Source organism: Sulfitobacter sp. SH22 (assembly GCF_965641905.1).
GTDB lineage: Bacteria > Pseudomonadota > Alphaproteobacteria > Rhodobacterales > Rhodobacteraceae > Sulfitobacter.
On the sequence record NZ_CBFFKI010000002.1, the window covers coordinates 256,208 to 271,364 of the forward strand.

Here is a 15,157-nt window from a genome sequence, read left to right on the forward strand (position 1 = left end):
GTGGGAATATCGCAGAGCCTACGGCCACTGGATCCTTGAACCGCAATCAACTTTCACAAGCCCGTTAGGCAGTCAACGTGGCCGCCTGGCAATCTCGGACTTTATCCGCCTGCCATAGCATTCACCGGCTCTGGTGGGTTTTTTTTCATTTAAAATTTCCGACAAATTGAGACGGACCCACGTCCTCTCTATGACAATATATCAAAGCAAAACATCTTTTATTCCAGCCACTTATGACCTTTCGATTGAACGAGCGCAGCGTGCTCGGGACCTCGATAAGTTCTACACAAAATCTGAGATTGTGCGCCAATGCGTGGACGATTTCGAAAAATGGGCCGGCATAGATCTAACCGTAACGCAAAGAGACATTCTGGAGCCAAGCGCTGGTGCCGGCGCCTTTCTCGACTACCTGCCGTCTCGCACATTGGCGTATGATATTATGCCTGAAGACTCTAGGATTGGCACGCAAGACTTTTTGAAATTGGAACGCAACGAGCCCGCCATCGTCATTGGCAACCCACCGTTCGGAAAGGCCTGCAGTCTCGCCGTCCCATTTTTCAATCACGCGGCGAAGTTCGCTTCCCATATTGGGTTTATCATCCCGCGCACATTTGAGAAAGCCAGTGTCCAAAACAAGCTTGATCGTAACTTCCACTTGGTTGAGCAACGTGTGTTGGCGCGCGAAAGCTTTACGTTAGAGCGTGAGAGTTACTCCGTGCCTTGTGTGTTTCAGGTCTGGGAGCGACGAGATGAACTGCGACCGCTGATCTCTTTGCCGCGCGTTCATCCCGACTTCGATTTTGTGACCCGTGATGAAGCAGATTTTGCATTTCAGCGGATTGGCGCACGCGCAGGAGCGGTTAAGACCAGCTTCGGACAGGTTTCAGCATCGTCCCACCATTTCCTTCGCGCGAGGAGGTCTGTGGCTGAGCTTCTCTCAACGTTCCGTGGAATAGACTTCTCTGAGGCGAAGGCCAGAACGGCAGGAAACCCTTCAATATCAAAGACGGAGATTGTTGCACTCTACGCTGCGGCTCAAGGTAGGATGTGCTGAACGACACCTTACGAAGTTGGTTCTGACGTCATAACCTTAACGGTAGCGCGCCGGGCCTTTCCTGCTGCTTTCGAACGCGCACGTTGAACGGATCAAACATTTGGCCTCACATAGATATCCAAGAAAGGAGGCATGCGCACCGCGGATCAGCTTGTGGCTGCTGACGCCAGTCACAAGTTTTCGGCATGGGGGAAATTGTGAAGACGGCTAAAGGGAAGGGGGAAACACGCGCGTCGGATCGGTTACGTGGACCGGCTGGGCGCTGCTGTATTTGTCATACCCCGAGGCGAGAAACGCCCATGGCGTATAAAAATAGTATTGTGAATCAAATATTCGTACATAGAATGTAAACGCAAAGCTGAAATGTCACCGATTGCGCAAACCAGAAATGTCACCATGGCCACTGAAAGTAGCGCTTAGGGTTTATTATGTAATATTTTGATCTAGCAAGGCACCTTAGTGCTCAGGAGTTATCAGGTTACATATTGCTGACTAAAGGTAATAAATACCAACCTATTTGCCCATATTGACTAATGGGTGTTTATGGGTGAGGGAATGGGTTGACGAATGGGTCTAAACAGGTGTTTATATGGGTATGCTCAACATTTCTTCGCTGATAATCACTCCAAAGATCCTGGCCAGGATATCCGAGATCGATGAGTTTAAAGGGGCTTGGCGCGCGCTTGGAACATTGGCTCCAGAGCGCTTGTTGTCACTGAGACGCGTTGCGACGATCGAGAGTATTGGGTCTTCGACACGGATCGAAGGAAGCAAGCTTTCTGATCAAGACGTACAACGACTCTTGTCCAATCTGGAGATCAAGTCCTTTGAAACCCGCGATGAGCAGGAGGTCGCGGGGTATGCCGAGGTGATGGAGGTGATCTTTAGTTCATGGAACGACATCACCGTCACAGAGAACCATATCCAACAACTGCATAGAGATTTACTGAAGCATAGCCACAAAGACGAACGCCACAGAGGTGCATACAAGACATCTTCCAACAGCGTCGCTGCATTTGACGAGACGGGGGCACAGATCGGGATCGTCTTTGAAACGGCCTCGCCGTTCGACACGCCGCGCCTGATGCAAGAGCTAGTGATTTGGTACCAGAGCGCTATCGAAGACACGGATATGCATCCGTTGCTCGCAATTGGAGTTTTTGTCGTCGTGTTCCTGGAAATTCATCCGTTTCAGGATGGAAACGGCAGGCTTAGCCGCGTTCTGACAACACTTTTGCTGCTTCGCTCGGGGTATACCTATGTGTCCTACAGTTCATTGGAAAGCGTAATTGAGCAGAGCAAAGAGGCTTACTATCTCGCGCTCAGACAAACGCAGGGTACGATCCGCAGTTCGAACCCTGAATGGACTCCATGGCTGGATTTTTTCCTCAGCGCTTTGCAACGCCAGATGTTGCGGCTCAAAACACGGGTCGAGCGTGAAAAGCTGATGATCGGTGCCATGCCCGAACTCGCCGCAAAAATTGTCGAACTAACCCGCGAACAAGGGCGCTTGACCATGGCGGATGCAGTTAAGCTCACAGGAGCCAACCGGAACACGCTCAAGCAGCATTTCAGGGCACTTGTGAATGACGGCCATCTGGAACTTCACGGCCAAGCGCGCGGGGCGTGGTATTCACTCCGATAATATATCTTATGGTAAATATATGCTTAAGCCCCTGGTGGTGACTTTGATCTCAAGTTTGCACACGTTTTGAACATAGGCGGCGGTTAAGTTTTTCAGAGTTATGGCGAATCCGTCCATTCCTCCATTTGGTAAAGACGCGGGTGAAGGGTTCCAACACAAAACTGCGAAAAATGCTGGCGTCGAGCTCATTTGATGATCCGCCATACGACGCCCAAATTACGGAGGGTCTGTCCTACGGAAATATTTCAATAGACTGACAGCCCTCAAAGACGTCACAAAACAGTCATGCAAACGGTCTAAGGTTTCTGCCTATTACTGCATACTCGGAGCGATCTGTTGAAAGAAATCAATGCGCAAGATGGCTCAAAGACATCTACACTCTGTTTCGGATGCATGCAATTTGGCGGCACGGCCGATGCTGCGGCAAGCCAAGCCATGTTCGAAGCGTGCAAAGAGGCGGGCATTAACTTCTTTGACACCGCCCATACCTACACGGGCGGCTCCTCTGAGCGAATGTTGGGCCAGTTTGCAAAACTGGATCGCGAAAAGCTGATCGTGGCAACCAAGGCTGGCTATACCGGTGGTAGCGGCCGCAACAACATTATTCGGCAATTCGACGAAAGCCGCATACGGCTTGGCCTCGACACAGTCGATATCCTCTATTTGCACCGCTGGGACCCGGAAACACCCTTACAAGAGACCTTCGAGACATTGGAAGCTTTGCAGCGATCAGGCAAAATTCGCTATATCGGCGTGTCGAACTTTGCTGCGTGGCAGGTGATGAAAGCCCAGGCGGCGGCAAATATTGTGGGAACGCGCATCGACATAATCCAGCCAATGTATTCGCTAGTCAAACGTCAGGCAGAGGTTGAACTGTTTCCAATGGCACTCTCAGAAGAGATCGCCGTCGCCCCTTATTCCCCCCTTGGTAGTGGATTGCTGACGGGCAAGTATTTTTCTGGCGGGGCGGGGCGTCTTTCGACGGACAAACGCTATGCCGCCCGCTATGGCCAAAAATGGATGCTTGATGCGGCACGAGCGTTGTCAGAACTGGCTGCTGAACTGAGTATTGACACTGCCACGCTTTCCGTCGCCTGGGCCGCACAGAATGCTGCTGTAACAGCTCCGATCATCAGCGCACGCAATGTTGAGCAATTGAAACCTTCTTTGGACGCTAAAGACGTGATGTTGAGCGCGGCAGTTTATGCGCGCATGGAAGCTTTGTCACCAAGACCTGCTCCAGCGACGGATCGGCTTGAGGAAGCCAGCAGTTAGGCTGGTCCGGGAATTTCGCCTTCCCAGTGTTCGCCCATGGCGACAATGCACGATGTTCCGTTTGTGTAGTTCTGTACGATGATCCAGTCACCGTTTCTTTCGGTAACCCATATTTCAAGCAGAGTTTCAGGGTCCCGCAGGCCCCTCCCCTGACGCTCTGCACCCAGAGCATTCGTCAGCATATGCGCCATGCGCGTGCTGTCATCACAACTAACATCGGTCATTTGCGCGTCCGCAAGTGGAGGAAACGAGAAGCAGATAAACAGAGGTAGCGCATAACGAAGAACCATAAGAAAATCCTAATCGCCTGACTTTCAAAATGTAACAGTTTTATGAAGCCTTGTGGATAACTGTGGCGCCAAGGCAATATGTATCAATCATTGCAAAAGCTTGCGCCTTTAGCGTTCTGAGAGCGTCATGTTTCTTTTACTTTTATGTAACGAAACTGACTTAAAACCGTCATCAAACCGTAGTTTCCGCCGGTTACGCCCTCATCAAACAAGGGGGCGATATGCTGACGATTGATAAGCTGACCAAGCGGTTCGGGGATAAAACGGCTGTAGATGCTGCAAACATCTTGGTGGAAAAACCGTCAATGATTGGGATCATTGGCCGTTCTGGTGCGGGTAAGTCAACGCTTTTGCGGATGGTCAATTGTCTGAGCGATGCGTCCGAGGGCACGATTACCTTTGAGGGTGAAGAGATCACAGGGCTGCGGGGAGCTGCGCGGCGCAATTGGCAATCACGATGCGCCATGATTTTCCAGCAGTTCAACCTCGTCCCCCGCATGGATGTCGTATCAAACGTGCTGCACGGCACCCTGAACAAGCGGTCGACCTTTGCGACAATGTTCAATCTTTACCCCCAATCTGATATCCACCGCGCGATCGAAATCCTTGACCGGCTCGGTATTGCGGAACAGGCCCCAAAGCGGGCCGAGGCACTATCAGGCGGCCAGCAACAGCGCGTAGCGATTGCGCGCGCCTTGATGCAGGACCCGAAAATCATCCTTGCCGATGAACCTATCGCCAGCCTTGATCCGATGAATGCGCAAGTGGTCATGCAAGCCCTGCGCCGCATTCACGAAGAAGACGGGCGCATGGTCATCGCAAACCTGCACACGCTTGATACCGCGCGGCGCTATTGCGACCGCGTTATCGGGATGCGCGATGGGCGGATCGTTTTTGACGGCACGCCAGAGCAGCTGACCACCGGGGTCGCACGTGACATCTACGGGGCGGGCGCGGACTTTTCCGAAGCCGCCACTTCCACCGAAATCGAAACACTGGACAGGGCAGAAGTCCGCGAAGTGAAAGCCTACGCCTGAGCCAGTTTCAGCCTGCGCGTCTGCTGCAGGCCACCTTAATCAACCCCGCCCCCAGATAGCCGCATAGCGGTAGGGCAACAAACCACGGAGATAACAATGAAAAAGACCCTCGCACTGGCGCTTGCCGCCTCCACAGCCCTCAGCACGGGCGCTTTCGCCCAGGAAATCACCGAATTCCGCATCGGCATCCTTGGCGGTGAAAATGCGCAGGACCGGATGAATAGCTACCAGTGTCTGGCGGACTTTACGACGGAAGCGCTCGGCGTCGAAACCAAGCTTTTCGCCCCTGCCGACTATAATGGCGTCATTCAGGGCCTTCTGGGTGGCACCATCGACATGGCATGGCTGGGCGCATCTTCCTATGCCGCAACATTCCTGCAGGATCCGGACGCGGTTGAGCCTGTTTTGATCAAGGTCAACCTTGATGGCTCAGTCGGCTACCATTCTATCGGCTTTGCCCGCGTCGATAGCGGCGTCACATCGCTGGATGACATGCAGGGAAAGGTGTTTGGTTTCGGTGATCCAAACTCCACATCGGGCTACCTTATCCCTTCCATCGAGATCCCGCAGTACAAGGACGGTATCACAATGGAATCCGGCGAATACTTCGGTGAAGTGAAATTCACAGGCGGTCATGAGCAGACCATCGTCGCAGTGAACAACGGCGATATCGACGGCGGTGTGACGTGGGCCGACGGTCAGGGCAACTGGGAAGACGGCTATAACTCCGGCGCGCTGCGCAAGGCGGTTGATGCAGGTCTCGTCGACATGAACGACATGGTTCAAATCTGGAAATCCAATGTGATCCCTGAGGGCCCCGTCGTTCTGCGTCAAGCTCTGCCCGATGATGTCAAAGCCACAATGGTTGCGCTGGTTGATGGCCTTTACGAAGCAGACCCGGAATGCGCCTACGGCGTCGCTGCGGGTGACACGCTGGGTTTTCAGCCCGTCACGCACGCGATGTACGAAAGCATCGTAGCGGCACGCCAGTCCGTCATTGGGAACTAAATTAATTTTTATGACGCATCCGGTAGCCCTTTGGGGCTGCCGGTATTTCTTTGTCCGGGGGTCAGGATGGCAGACATATCACTGAGTGGCGCACCACAGAACGTAGACGGCATTCAAGCCAGCTATATGGCGCAGGTACAGCGCCGCAGGCTTTATGGCGGTCTCACACTTTTGATTTTCGTCGTTCTGATGGTTTCCGGGTTCAATGTCGCAGATGACCGCAACGCTGGCGGTTTCTGGGATGGACTGCATCAGATCGGCGATTACCCCGCCGATGTTCTGTCAGAAGCATGGGAAAAGCGCGCCGATCTGCCCGCCCTGATCGCCAAGTATTTTCCTGCCTTGGTAGAAACCATAAACATCGCCGCTGTCTCGACCCTGATTGGTGCAATTGGCGGCTTGTTCCTGTCGCTGCTCGGCACCCGCGGCTTGGCGAAATGGCCGCGTCTGATCCCCTTGTTCCGCCGCATCTCGGATATCATGCGCGCCGTGCCCGAAATCGTCATCGCACTGGTTCTGATCTTTGTGCTGGGCGGTGGGCCCGTTCCTGCAATGATCGCAATTGCCATCCACACGGCTGGCGCACTGGCCAAGATGTTTTCCGAAGTGTCCGAAAACACCGACTTGAAAGCTGTCGAAGGGCTTGCCTCCACAGGTGCTACATGGTCGCAGCGGATGCTTCTGGGGGTGTTGCCGCAGGTCGCGCCAAACTACGTGAGCTACACGCTGCTGCGCTTCGAGATCAACATCCGTGCCTCTGCCATCCTTGGTTTTGTCGGTGCGGGTGGTCTTGGTTATGAGCTGCGCAATTCCATGGCTTGGGGACCGGGCCGCTTTGACGAAGCCGCCGCGATTTTTATCCTCCTGTTCGGCACGATCGTGTTCTTCGATCAAGTGTCCAGCCGCTACCGCAATCGTTTGACTGAGGGACAAGGCCAATGACCACTATTGATCTGGACGCGACCAAGTTTGAGGCCGAAAAGCTCTTTCAGCGCAAACGCTTGATTGGCTTTGGCATCCCGGCGGTCATCGCAGTTTATTTCGTTTATATCTTCTTCGCGTTTGACCTGCCTGGTCTTGCCGGACGCGCCAATATGGAAAACGCCGTGACGCTGGCTTCCGACAGCTGGTCCCATAAGGTCCATGTCACGCGGGATAATCGGTCAGGAGAGATCACTTATGCCGTCGAAGGAGAGCGCAAGGGTCGCTACCCCGAAGGTCAAAGACCTGATTGGGTGACCGGCGATGATGCTATCATCATTGATCTGGGGCGCGAGCATATTGTGCGCTATCTGCCAGACAACCGGACCGAGATCGAAATACCTGGCTTCCAACTGATCGAGGCGCAGGCCGAGGGGCGCACCGTCACGACCAACCTGCCCGATGATCTGCCGGATTGGATTTCCGCCTCGGACCGCCGCGTGGGCATCACCACACCCGAAGGCCGCATTACCTTGACGGGCGCTCGGACCGAGGTTTTCAATTATTTCCCCGGTTGGGAGCTGTTCTGGTTCACGCTCGACAGCCCCTACTACGGACAGTCCTTGGCCACGATCCTGTTTGGCGACCAGATCGACCCTGCGCGCGGCAATATCACGGGCGCGATATCCGACTGGTGGAACAACGCCATGTGGCGGCACAAGGATGTGGCTTGGGCCATTGGCGAGACGATCCTGATGGCCTTCCTTGGAACGATGGGGGCAGCCATCATCGCCCTGCCGTTGGGCTTTCTAGCAGCCAAACGGTTCTCGCCCTTCATGCTAGTGCGCGCTGCCACCCGCCGCCTGTTCGATTTTGTGCGTGGTGTCGATGCGCTGATCTGGACGGTGGTCCTGGCCCGCGCCTTTGGCCCCGGCCCGCTTACTGGCGCGTTGGCAATCCTGATCACGGATACCGGCACCTTTGGCAAAATCTTCTCGGAGGCTTTGGAAAACGTCGACCAAAAGCAAATCGAGGGCGTCGCCTCGACCGGAGCCAAGCCGCTCCAACGCTATCGCTTTGGCGTCATACCGCAGATTGTGCCGGTGCTTCTGGCCCAAATCCTTTACTTCCTTGAATCCAACACTCGCTCTGCCACCATCATCGGCGCGATCACGGGCGGTGGCATCGGCCTTATGCTGACCCAAGCAATCCAGACCCAGAAAGACTGGGAAGAAGTCGCTTATTATATCGTCCTGATCATCGCCATGGTGATGTTCATGGACTGGTTCTCGGGCTGGCTGCGCGGCAAACTGATCGGGCGGAAAGACTAATGGCCAGCATCCTGATTACCGGTAGCAACCGGGGGATTGGCGCGGCACTGGCTGCACGAGCAGGGGATCTCGGGCATGACGTGCTGCGCGCCTCGCGTGCGGGACAGGGTGGCGATGTCATATTTGATGTCAGCAATCCCCAGCAAGTCCGGGACGCGATATCAGCTATCAACCATCCGATTGATATTGTCATTAATAATGCAGGTATTATCGGACCGGACAGCCCTACAACCGATATGGATTGGACTGCAATGGCCTATACATTTGCGGTCAATGTCGCGGGTGCTCTGGCCGTAAGCACGGCCTGCCTGGATCATTTGCGGCGTAGCAGCAGGCCCCGTATCCTGACAGTTTCAAGTCAGATGTCATATATGGGATATGCCAAATCGGATCGTATTGCCTACCGCGCCTCCAAGGCTGCGGTAAATAAGGTCATGCAAGGCCTGGCGACGGACTTGCACCCTGACGGCATTGCCGTCGTGCTTGTCGATCCCGGTTGGGTGCAAACCGATATGGGTGGAGCAGAGGCGGATCTGACCCCGACCGAGGTCGCAGCAGGCATCATCACCTTGGCGGAAACACTTAAGTTTGAGCAGACCGGCAAGTTCTTTCGGTGGAATGGCGAGGAGCGCGCGTTTTGACTACGACCAGATTGAAACCGGATGTCCCCTTTATTCATCCCGACTGCGAGATCACAGATGCAACATTCGGACAATATGTGGAAATCGGACGCGGCAGCCGCTTGGCGCATTGCGCATTGGATGACTATTCATACTGCGACCGGTTTGCCGACATTGCCAATGCCTCCGTGGGCAAGTTCTCGAACATCGCAGCCTTCGTGCGGATCGGTGCCACAGACCACCCGATGGAAAAAGCGAGCCTGCATCACTTTCACTATCGCTCGGCCGATTATTTTGACGATGCGGATCACGATGACGCTTGGTTCGATCACAGGCGGACTCGGCGCACGGTGATCGGCCATGACACGTGGCTTGGCCATGGCGCGCAGGTCCGGCCCGATGTGGTGGTAGGTCATGGTGCCGTTGTCGCAGGCGGTGCAATTGTCACTAAGGATGTACCGCCGTTCATGATCGTTGCAGGTATTCCGGCTGTCCCACTGCGACCCCGTTTCACCTCCAGTGTTGCTGACAGGCTGATGGCGCTCGCATGGTGGGACTGGCCGCACGCACGCCTGCGCGACGCGCTTGATGATTTTCGCACCCTCAGCGCCGAGGAATTTCTGGAGCGCTATGAGGACACGATCTGACACCAGATGTCACAAAGTTGTAGCGTTGTGCCGTTAGGCAAAGGCAGGCTTATCATAAGGGTCAAAGCAGATTGATAGACGCGACCGTTCTCAGGTTTCCTATTCCAAGTCCGCACAATCACGCTCGGGCCAGGCAGTGATCAAGCTGATCGAGAATGCAACTGGGCGGCTTCATCTGATCCAGCGGGCGCGAGACTATGATGCCGAAATTGCGCAGGGCCGCAGTTTCTGGGAAGTCATGATCAACCGCTATGGGTTAAGCCTTAATGTGGTTTCGGGAGCTAGCGCGGATATCCCTGCGGAGGGTCCATTGGTTGTCGTCGCAAATCATCCTTTTGGTATCCTTGATGGGTTAATCATGGGATACCTCCTGTCCACGCGGCGTGGTGATTTCCGCATTCTGGCGAATAGTGTGTTTCAGGATGCGCCCGATCTTAACCGGATTATTCTGCCCATCAGTTTTGACAACACCAAGGACGCGGTAAAGCTGAACTTGGAGACCCGCGCCAAGGCCTTGGAATTTCTAAAGGCAGGCGGCGCGATAGGCGTCTTTCCCGGTGGGACCGTATCGACCGCGGCAAAACCGTTCCAGCGGCCATTTGATCCCGGTTGGCGCCGGTTCACAGCGCGCATGATTACCAAATCAAATGCGACCGTGGTGCCGGTTTTCTTTGACGGTCAAAACTCGCGATTGTTTCAGCTCGCCAGCCATATCCATTATAATCTGCGCGTGGCGCTCTTGCTCAAGGAGTTTCGTCGCAGGGCCGACAAACCCGTCAAGATCGCAATCGGCGGGCCGATCTCGCCTGCAACGATTGCCACATTCTCCGACGATGCGCAGGGGATGATGAACTTTCTCAGAAACGAGACTTACGGGCTGTCGCCGCAAACTAGTGCCCAGTCGACCTATGGCTTCGAGTTTGAAGAGCGATACAAGGTCTGAAGGGCCGCGGTCCGATCATTTCTATCCATTCTCTGGCTTCAAAAACCCCACTGTGATTGCCGACGCGGCAACCATTCCAGCCGCAGTGCCCAACATCAGCGCCAGACCACCTGCCTGATATGTCAGCCCAGACAGCAAGGTTCCGGCCAGCCGCCCGCCCGCATTGGCCATGTAGTAAAAGCCCACATCCATCGTGACCCGCTCTGCCTTTGTGAAAGTCAGGATCAAGTAGGAATGTAAGGATGAGTTCACCGCGAAGACCGCCCCGAAGATCAGCAAGCCTGCGACAAGCGTGAGGGTGAGCCACATTTGCGGCTCAGTGGCGGTGACGGCTGCGAGTGTCAGCATTGCTGGAATCGCAGCGAGGCCCCAGCCCCATGTACGGGCCGCGCCAATCAGGTCCGCCTCGGACCGTTGGCTTGCCCGCAGGATGCGTGGCGCGTTGGCCTGAACAAGGCCATAGAGAATGACCCAAACGGCCATGAACGTCCCGATCATGAAGAATGCGGCGCGGTTGCCTTCGGTTGTGCCATCCGACAGCACAGCGTAGAAATAGATCGGAATGCCGACAACGAACCAGACGTCCCGCGCCCCGAACAAGAACACCCGTGCCGCACTAAGCCTGTTCACGTTAGGAGATTTTGAAAACACCTCTGAAAATTTCGTGTCCTTGCGTCCCTTAGGCAGCCCCGGCGGCATGGCAATCAAAACGGCCAGCAGAATTGTGGCAAGGATCGCGGCCATGCCCAATACCGCCCAGGCGAATCCAAGCGTTGCCAGCAAAACCGCGCCTAGCAGAAACCCTGCGCCCTTCACCATGTTCTTGGACCCTGTCAGAATGGCCACCCAGCGAAAGAGAGCACCGTCCTGAGATGGTGCAAGCAATTTGACGGCGGATTTGGACGACATCTTGGCGAGGTCTTTGGCAACGCCGCTTGCACCCTGCACAAGCATGACAAAGGCGACCGATGTGCCAATCGCCCAAGTAGGATCAAGCTGCGCCAATGCCAGCAGCGCCAGCACTTGCAACCCTAGCCCTGCATACAGCGTCGACGTCAGACCGAACCGCGCGGCAATCCAGCCTGCACACAAATTGGTGATGACGCCCGCGATTTCATACAGGACAAACAGATAGGCCAGCTGTACCGGAGAGAAGCCCAGCGTATGAAAGTGCAACAGCACCAGCATACGCAATGCACCGTCTGTCAGCATAAACGCCCAGTAGGCCGCCGTGACCGCGATATAGGCCGAAAGGCCTTCGGGGCGCGTGGCGCTTTCGGTCACAGACTGTCCCCGACTAAGCAGGCCACATCCACCAGCCGGTGCGCATAGCCCATCTCGTTGTCATACCACGCGTAGACCTTCACCTGCGTGCCATTGATCACCATGGTAGAAGGCGCATCGATAATGCTCGATCTTTCATCATTGGTGTAATCAGTGGAAACGAGCGGGCGTTCTTCATAGCCCAAGATGCCGTTCAACGGCCCCTCGGCTGCGGCCTTGAACAGGGCATTGACCTCTTCAGCAGTGGTCTCCCGCTCGACCTCGAAGACGCAATCGGTCAGCGACGCGTTAAGTAGTGGCACACGAACGGCATGACCGTTCAGGCGACCCGTCAGTTCCGGATAAATAAGCGTGATGGCGGTCGCACTGCCAGTGGTTGTCGGAATCAGGGAATTCAGGGCAGAGCGCGCACGGCGCAGGTCTTTTGCCGGACGGTCCACAATGGTCTGTGTGTTGGTCACATTATGGATCGTTGTGATAGAACCGTGTTTGATCACCAGGTTTTCGTGAATGACCTTTACAACTGGCGCAAGGCAATTGGTCGTGCAACTTGCTGCGGTCACAATGCGGTGGCGGTCCGGTTCGTAGATGTCGTGATTCACCCCGTATACGATATTGGCGGCGTCACCGTCCTTGACCGGCGCAGATATAACCACCTTCTTTACGCCTGCGTCAAAGTAGGGGGCGAGCTTTGCCTCTGTCTTGAAAACACCAGTGCAGTCGATCACCACGTCAACACCCTCCAGCGGCAGCGCGGCGATGTCGCGGGTGCCAATGAACGGCAGACGCTGGCCGTCAATTGTCACGCTACCCTCATCATGGGCGAAATTGGCCTTCCAGCGGCCGTGGACCGTGTCGAACTCAAGCAGATGGGCATGCATCTCGGGATCACCCACCGCGTCATTGATCCATGCAATTTTTGCCCCCCGTTCCAGCAGCGGCTTCAAGGCCAGCTTGCCGATACGGCCTAGGCCGTTGAGTGCGTAAACAGTCATATCTGTGGTCCTTTGTCAGTAGATTGGCCAATCGCGTCGACAGCTTTTTGCAAGGACAACCGGTCCAACGAAGCAAGGGGCAAAGCTAAAAAAGCAATCATGCGGTTCCGTAGCGCGCCGTATGTCTGGTGGAAGGCGAGACTCTTTTCTGCATCAGAACCATCAACCTTCACCGGATCAGGTAGCCCCCAATGCCCGCTGATGGGCTGACCGGACCACGAGGGGCATTCTTCATTGGCCGCCTGATTGCAGACGGTGAAGACGAAATCGAAATTTGGGGCATCCGCCCCTTGGAACTCAGAAATGTTCTTGGAACGAAGGACTGATACATCATGCCCCTTCTGTTCCAGCACCTCGAGTGCAAACGAATTCAGTTCCGAGCGAGGCTTGGTGCCTGCCGAGTAAGCAATAAAACGATCACCGGCGAGGTCGCGCAAGATGGACTCGGCAAAGATGGACCGTGCAGAGTTGCCTGTGCAAATGAACAGGACGATGAATTTTCGGTCGGCTATTTGTATGTCTCCGTGAATGGCGGAATAGGCATTTGGGGCGCAAATCTCAGGCCTCCCCCTGCAACAGTCGTGCAGAAGGTAATCGATGGTCTCGCGGGTGGCATCCATGTCGATTGCATAGCGCAAGGACGTGCCAATACGCTCTTGGCTGATCAAACCGGCTTGCATCAGCGCGTTCACATAAGTCGACAGAGTATTCGGCTTTAGTCCAAGTGCCTGCGCCAATTCTGTCGCCGGAACGCAATCGGGATAGCGTCGCACCAGCAGCCGGAATAGCGCCAGCCGTTGGGGATGGCCAAGTGTCGAAAGGCGGTTGGGAATCACTGTTTCCATATTTCGTGAATATATGAAGTATAGGCATTCCTGAAGTGAAAGTTTTGTGACACTCGGGTTTGCGGGGGATCGCGTCATACCAGCGCTTGGGTCCCCCTACCGCGCTTCATGCTCTTGTAACTTTTGCACGCCATTTCGGCAGAAGCGGCACCGCTTTGTCTTGCTCTCGCCCAGTGCCCGCTAGCGCGAGCGTGGCATGGTAAAGCATCGTGATGGCCTCTTCATGCTTGATGGGCAGATCTTTTGCCGCGATCGGCGCCCCCACATTCACCTGAAACCTTTGCCGGTGTTTATTCAATGTCTCGTGGAACAGCGTTATGTCGCGCAGGCTGGGGTGGATTGCGTCGAACAAATAGAACAGTGCCGAATTGCGCGCTTCTATGCGTATCGGGATGATCGGCACGTCGAATTTGCGTGCGATTGTCACCGGAGACGGCATCCAGCGTCGTTCATAAAGCTTAAGACCCCGCCGCTTGGCCAGACGCCCAGAGGGAAAGATCACGCCAAGCCGTCCATCCTCAATTGCTTTGCGGGTGTCATCCATGGTGGCACGGGTTTTGGAATGGCTGCGCTTTTCGTGGCGCCATTCGACCGGAACGATCATCTGCTGCATTTGGGGCAGAATGCGCAAAACATACTGATTGGCGAAGAAAAAGGTGTCGGGCCGTTTTACTGACAGGATGCGGTGCAGGATAATCCCATCGGCAATGCCCGTCGGATGGTTGGCAACGATCAGCGCCGGACCAGTACTGGGGATGTGTTCAAGACCAGTGCAGGTCACATGCTGGGCAAGACGACGACCCATTTGGTCCATGATTTTTTCGCAAGGCCAGTCCTGCATTTCAGTCGCCAGCGTCACGGTCTTTTTATAGCTGAGAAGATGATCAAGCAGATGGCGCTCCAAACGGGCATGGGCGCGGTCAGCAAAGAGCCAGTTTGCACGTTCTTTGATCAGGGGGTCTATACGCTCTTTCATTTTGTCCTTTGAGCATGCCAATACAAAAATCTTGTGACATTTAAGGGGTCTTTGCAGCAGGCTCCTTGCTGCGGGTCTTGACCGGCAATTGACCGCAGACTGGACTTTGGGTCAGGCCCGCAAGTTCCGGCAGATATGATAATAAATCTGTCACAGAACCATCACAGTCTTGTCACCTCCGTCCCCCTAGATCGCCGCAACGTGATTTTGGAGAAGAAAATGCGAAATACTGCTGCTTTTGTTTAGGCATGCTGTGCGGCTCTGCCAGCCGCCGCGCAAACTGTTG

The 15,157-nt window shown here is 54.9% G+C and carries 15 protein-coding genes; 10 read left to right on the forward strand and 5 right to left on the reverse strand.

Going from position 1 to position 15,157, the window contains the following annotated elements:
* Positions 1 to 190: 190 nt before the first annotated feature.
* From ACSQ13_RS01555 to ACSQ13_RS01565, 3 genes are all read left to right on the forward strand, one after another.
* On the forward strand, positions 191 to 1,054 hold the full coding sequence (locus ACSQ13_RS01555) for a hypothetical protein (RefSeq protein ID WP_295512894.1): 864 nt from the start codon (positions 191 to 193) through the stop codon (positions 1,052 to 1,054).
* A 589-nt stretch (positions 1,055 to 1,643) separates the two neighbouring features.
* Positions 1,644 to 2,699, forward strand: a complete 1,056-nt coding sequence (locus ACSQ13_RS01560; protein ID WP_295512893.1) for a Fic family protein — start codon at positions 1,644 to 1,646, stop codon at positions 2,697 to 2,699.
* Positions 2,700 to 3,035: 336 nt separating this feature from the next.
* Positions 3,036 to 3,974, forward strand: a complete 939-nt coding sequence (locus ACSQ13_RS01565; RefSeq protein WP_245910961.1) for an aldo/keto reductase — start codon at positions 3,036 to 3,038, stop codon at positions 3,972 to 3,974.
* On the opposite strand, the gene ACSQ13_RS01570 is transcribed toward ACSQ13_RS01565, so the two are convergent.
* Positions 3,971 to 4,198, reverse strand: a complete 228-nt coding sequence (locus tag ACSQ13_RS01570; protein ID WP_141468187.1) for a hypothetical protein — start codon at positions 4,196 to 4,198, stop codon at positions 3,971 to 3,973. The two genes, ACSQ13_RS01565 and ACSQ13_RS01570, sit on opposite strands and share 4 nt — an antisense overlap.
* Before the next feature lie 287 nt (positions 4,199 to 4,485).
* Here ACSQ13_RS01570 and phnC point away from each other — a divergent pair, with 287 nt between their 5' ends.
* The 7 genes from phnC to ACSQ13_RS01605 all read left to right on the forward strand — a co-directional run bounded on the left by phnC (position 4,486) and on the right by ACSQ13_RS01605 (position 10,771).
* Positions 4,486 to 5,301, forward strand: a complete 816-nt coding sequence (phnC, locus tag ACSQ13_RS01575) for a phosphonate ABC transporter ATP-binding protein (protein WP_097806214.1) — start codon at positions 4,486 to 4,488, stop codon at positions 5,299 to 5,301.
* 96 nt (positions 5,302 to 5,397) lie between these two features.
* Positions 5,398 to 6,309 (forward strand): phosphonate ABC transporter substrate-binding protein, encoded by a 912-nt coding sequence (gene phnD / locus ACSQ13_RS01580; RefSeq protein ID WP_097806213.1) that lies wholly within the window; start codon positions 5,398 to 5,400, stop codon positions 6,307 to 6,309.
* Positions 6,310 to 6,375: 66 nt separating this feature from the next.
* On the forward strand, positions 6,376 to 7,251 hold the full coding sequence (gene phnE / locus ACSQ13_RS01585; protein ID WP_110767957.1) for a phosphonate ABC transporter, permease protein PhnE: 876 nt from the start codon (positions 6,376 to 6,378) through the stop codon (positions 7,249 to 7,251).
* Positions 7,248 to 8,561 carry a phosphonate ABC transporter, permease protein PhnE gene (phnE, locus tag ACSQ13_RS01590; protein ID WP_097806294.1) on the forward strand — a complete coding sequence of 438 codons (1,314 nt, stop codon included), beginning with the start codon at positions 7,248 to 7,250 and terminating at the stop codon, positions 8,559 to 8,561. The genes phnE (ACSQ13_RS01585) and phnE (ACSQ13_RS01590) overlap by 4 nt, the downstream gene beginning before the upstream one ends.
* On the forward strand, positions 8,561 to 9,202 hold the full coding sequence (locus tag ACSQ13_RS01595) for an SDR family NAD(P)-dependent oxidoreductase (protein WP_295512890.1): 642 nt from the start codon (positions 8,561 to 8,563) through the stop codon (positions 9,200 to 9,202). Before phnE (ACSQ13_RS01590) ends, ACSQ13_RS01595 begins: the two co-directional genes overlap by 1 nt.
* On the forward strand, positions 9,199 to 9,828 hold the full coding sequence (locus tag ACSQ13_RS01600) for a chloramphenicol acetyltransferase (RefSeq protein WP_295512889.1): 630 nt from the start codon (positions 9,199 to 9,201) through the stop codon (positions 9,826 to 9,828). Before ACSQ13_RS01595 ends, ACSQ13_RS01600 begins: the two co-directional genes overlap by 4 nt.
* A 136-nt stretch (positions 9,829 to 9,964) precedes the next feature.
* The gene (locus tag ACSQ13_RS01605) at positions 9,965 to 10,771 is read left to right on the forward strand and encodes a lysophospholipid acyltransferase family protein (RefSeq protein WP_295512888.1); all 807 of its coding nucleotides are present in this window, start codon (positions 9,965 to 9,967) and stop codon (positions 10,769 to 10,771) included.
* A gap of 21 nt (positions 10,772 to 10,792) precedes the next feature.
* On the opposite strand, the gene arsJ is transcribed toward ACSQ13_RS01605, so the two are convergent.
* From arsJ to ACSQ13_RS01625, 4 genes are all read right to left on the reverse strand, one after another.
* A complete protein-coding gene (arsJ, locus tag ACSQ13_RS01610; protein ID WP_295512887.1) occupies positions 10,793 to 12,055 on the reverse strand; it encodes an organoarsenical effux MFS transporter ArsJ in 1,263 nt (420 codons plus the stop codon).
* Positions 12,052 to 13,050, reverse strand: coding sequence for an ArsJ-associated glyceraldehyde-3-phosphate dehydrogenase (locus ACSQ13_RS01615; RefSeq protein WP_295512886.1), 999 nt, complete (start codon positions 13,048 to 13,050; stop codon positions 12,052 to 12,054). The genes arsJ and ACSQ13_RS01615 overlap by 4 nt, the downstream gene beginning before the upstream one ends.
* A complete protein-coding gene (locus ACSQ13_RS01620; RefSeq protein WP_295512885.1) occupies positions 13,047 to 13,895 on the reverse strand; it encodes a helix-turn-helix domain-containing protein in 849 nt (282 codons plus the stop codon). The genes ACSQ13_RS01615 and ACSQ13_RS01620 overlap by 4 nt, the downstream gene beginning before the upstream one ends.
* 106 nt (positions 13,896 to 14,001) lie before the next feature.
* Positions 14,002 to 14,871: a lysophospholipid acyltransferase family protein gene (locus tag ACSQ13_RS01625; RefSeq protein WP_295512884.1), complete on the reverse strand. Its 870-nt coding sequence runs from the start codon at positions 14,869 to 14,871 to the stop codon at positions 14,002 to 14,004.
* Between the last annotated feature and the right edge of the window lie 286 nt (positions 14,872 to 15,157).

Bases quoted from the DNA above. Each gene is read 5' to 3' on its own strand.
- phnE (WP_110767957.1), top strand. From the start codon at position 6,376: ATGGCAGACATATCACTGAGTGGCGCACCACAGAACGTAGACGGCATT.
- ACSQ13_RS01560 (WP_295512893.1), top strand. From the start codon at position 1,644: ATGGGTATGCTCAACATTTCTTCGCTGATAATCACTCCAAAGATCCTG.
- ACSQ13_RS01620 (WP_295512885.1), bottom strand. From the start codon at position 13,895: ATGGAAACAGTGATTCCCAACCGCCTTTCGACACTTGGCCATCCCCAA.
- ACSQ13_RS01615 (WP_295512886.1), bottom strand. From the start codon at position 13,050: ATGACTGTTTACGCACTCAACGGCCTAGGCCGTATCGGCAAGCTGGCC.
- phnD (WP_097806213.1), top strand. From the start codon at position 5,398: ATGAAAAAGACCCTCGCACTGGCGCTTGCCGCCTCCACAGCCCTCAGC.
- phnC (WP_097806214.1), top strand. From the start codon at position 4,486: ATGCTGACGATTGATAAGCTGACCAAGCGGTTCGGGGATAAAACGGCT.
- ACSQ13_RS01625 (WP_295512884.1), bottom strand. From the start codon at position 14,871: ATGAAAGAGCGTATAGACCCCCTGATCAAAGAACGTGCAAACTGGCTC.
- ACSQ13_RS01555 (WP_295512894.1), top strand. From the start codon at position 191: ATGACAATATATCAAAGCAAAACATCTTTTATTCCAGCCACTTATGAC.
- ACSQ13_RS01595 (WP_295512890.1), top strand. From the start codon at position 8,561: ATGGCCAGCATCCTGATTACCGGTAGCAACCGGGGGATTGGCGCGGCA.
- phnE (WP_097806294.1), top strand. From the start codon at position 7,248: ATGACCACTATTGATCTGGACGCGACCAAGTTTGAGGCCGAAAAGCTC.
- ACSQ13_RS01570 (WP_141468187.1), bottom strand. From the start codon at position 4,198: ATGACCGATGTTAGTTGTGATGACAGCACGCGCATGGCGCATATGCTG.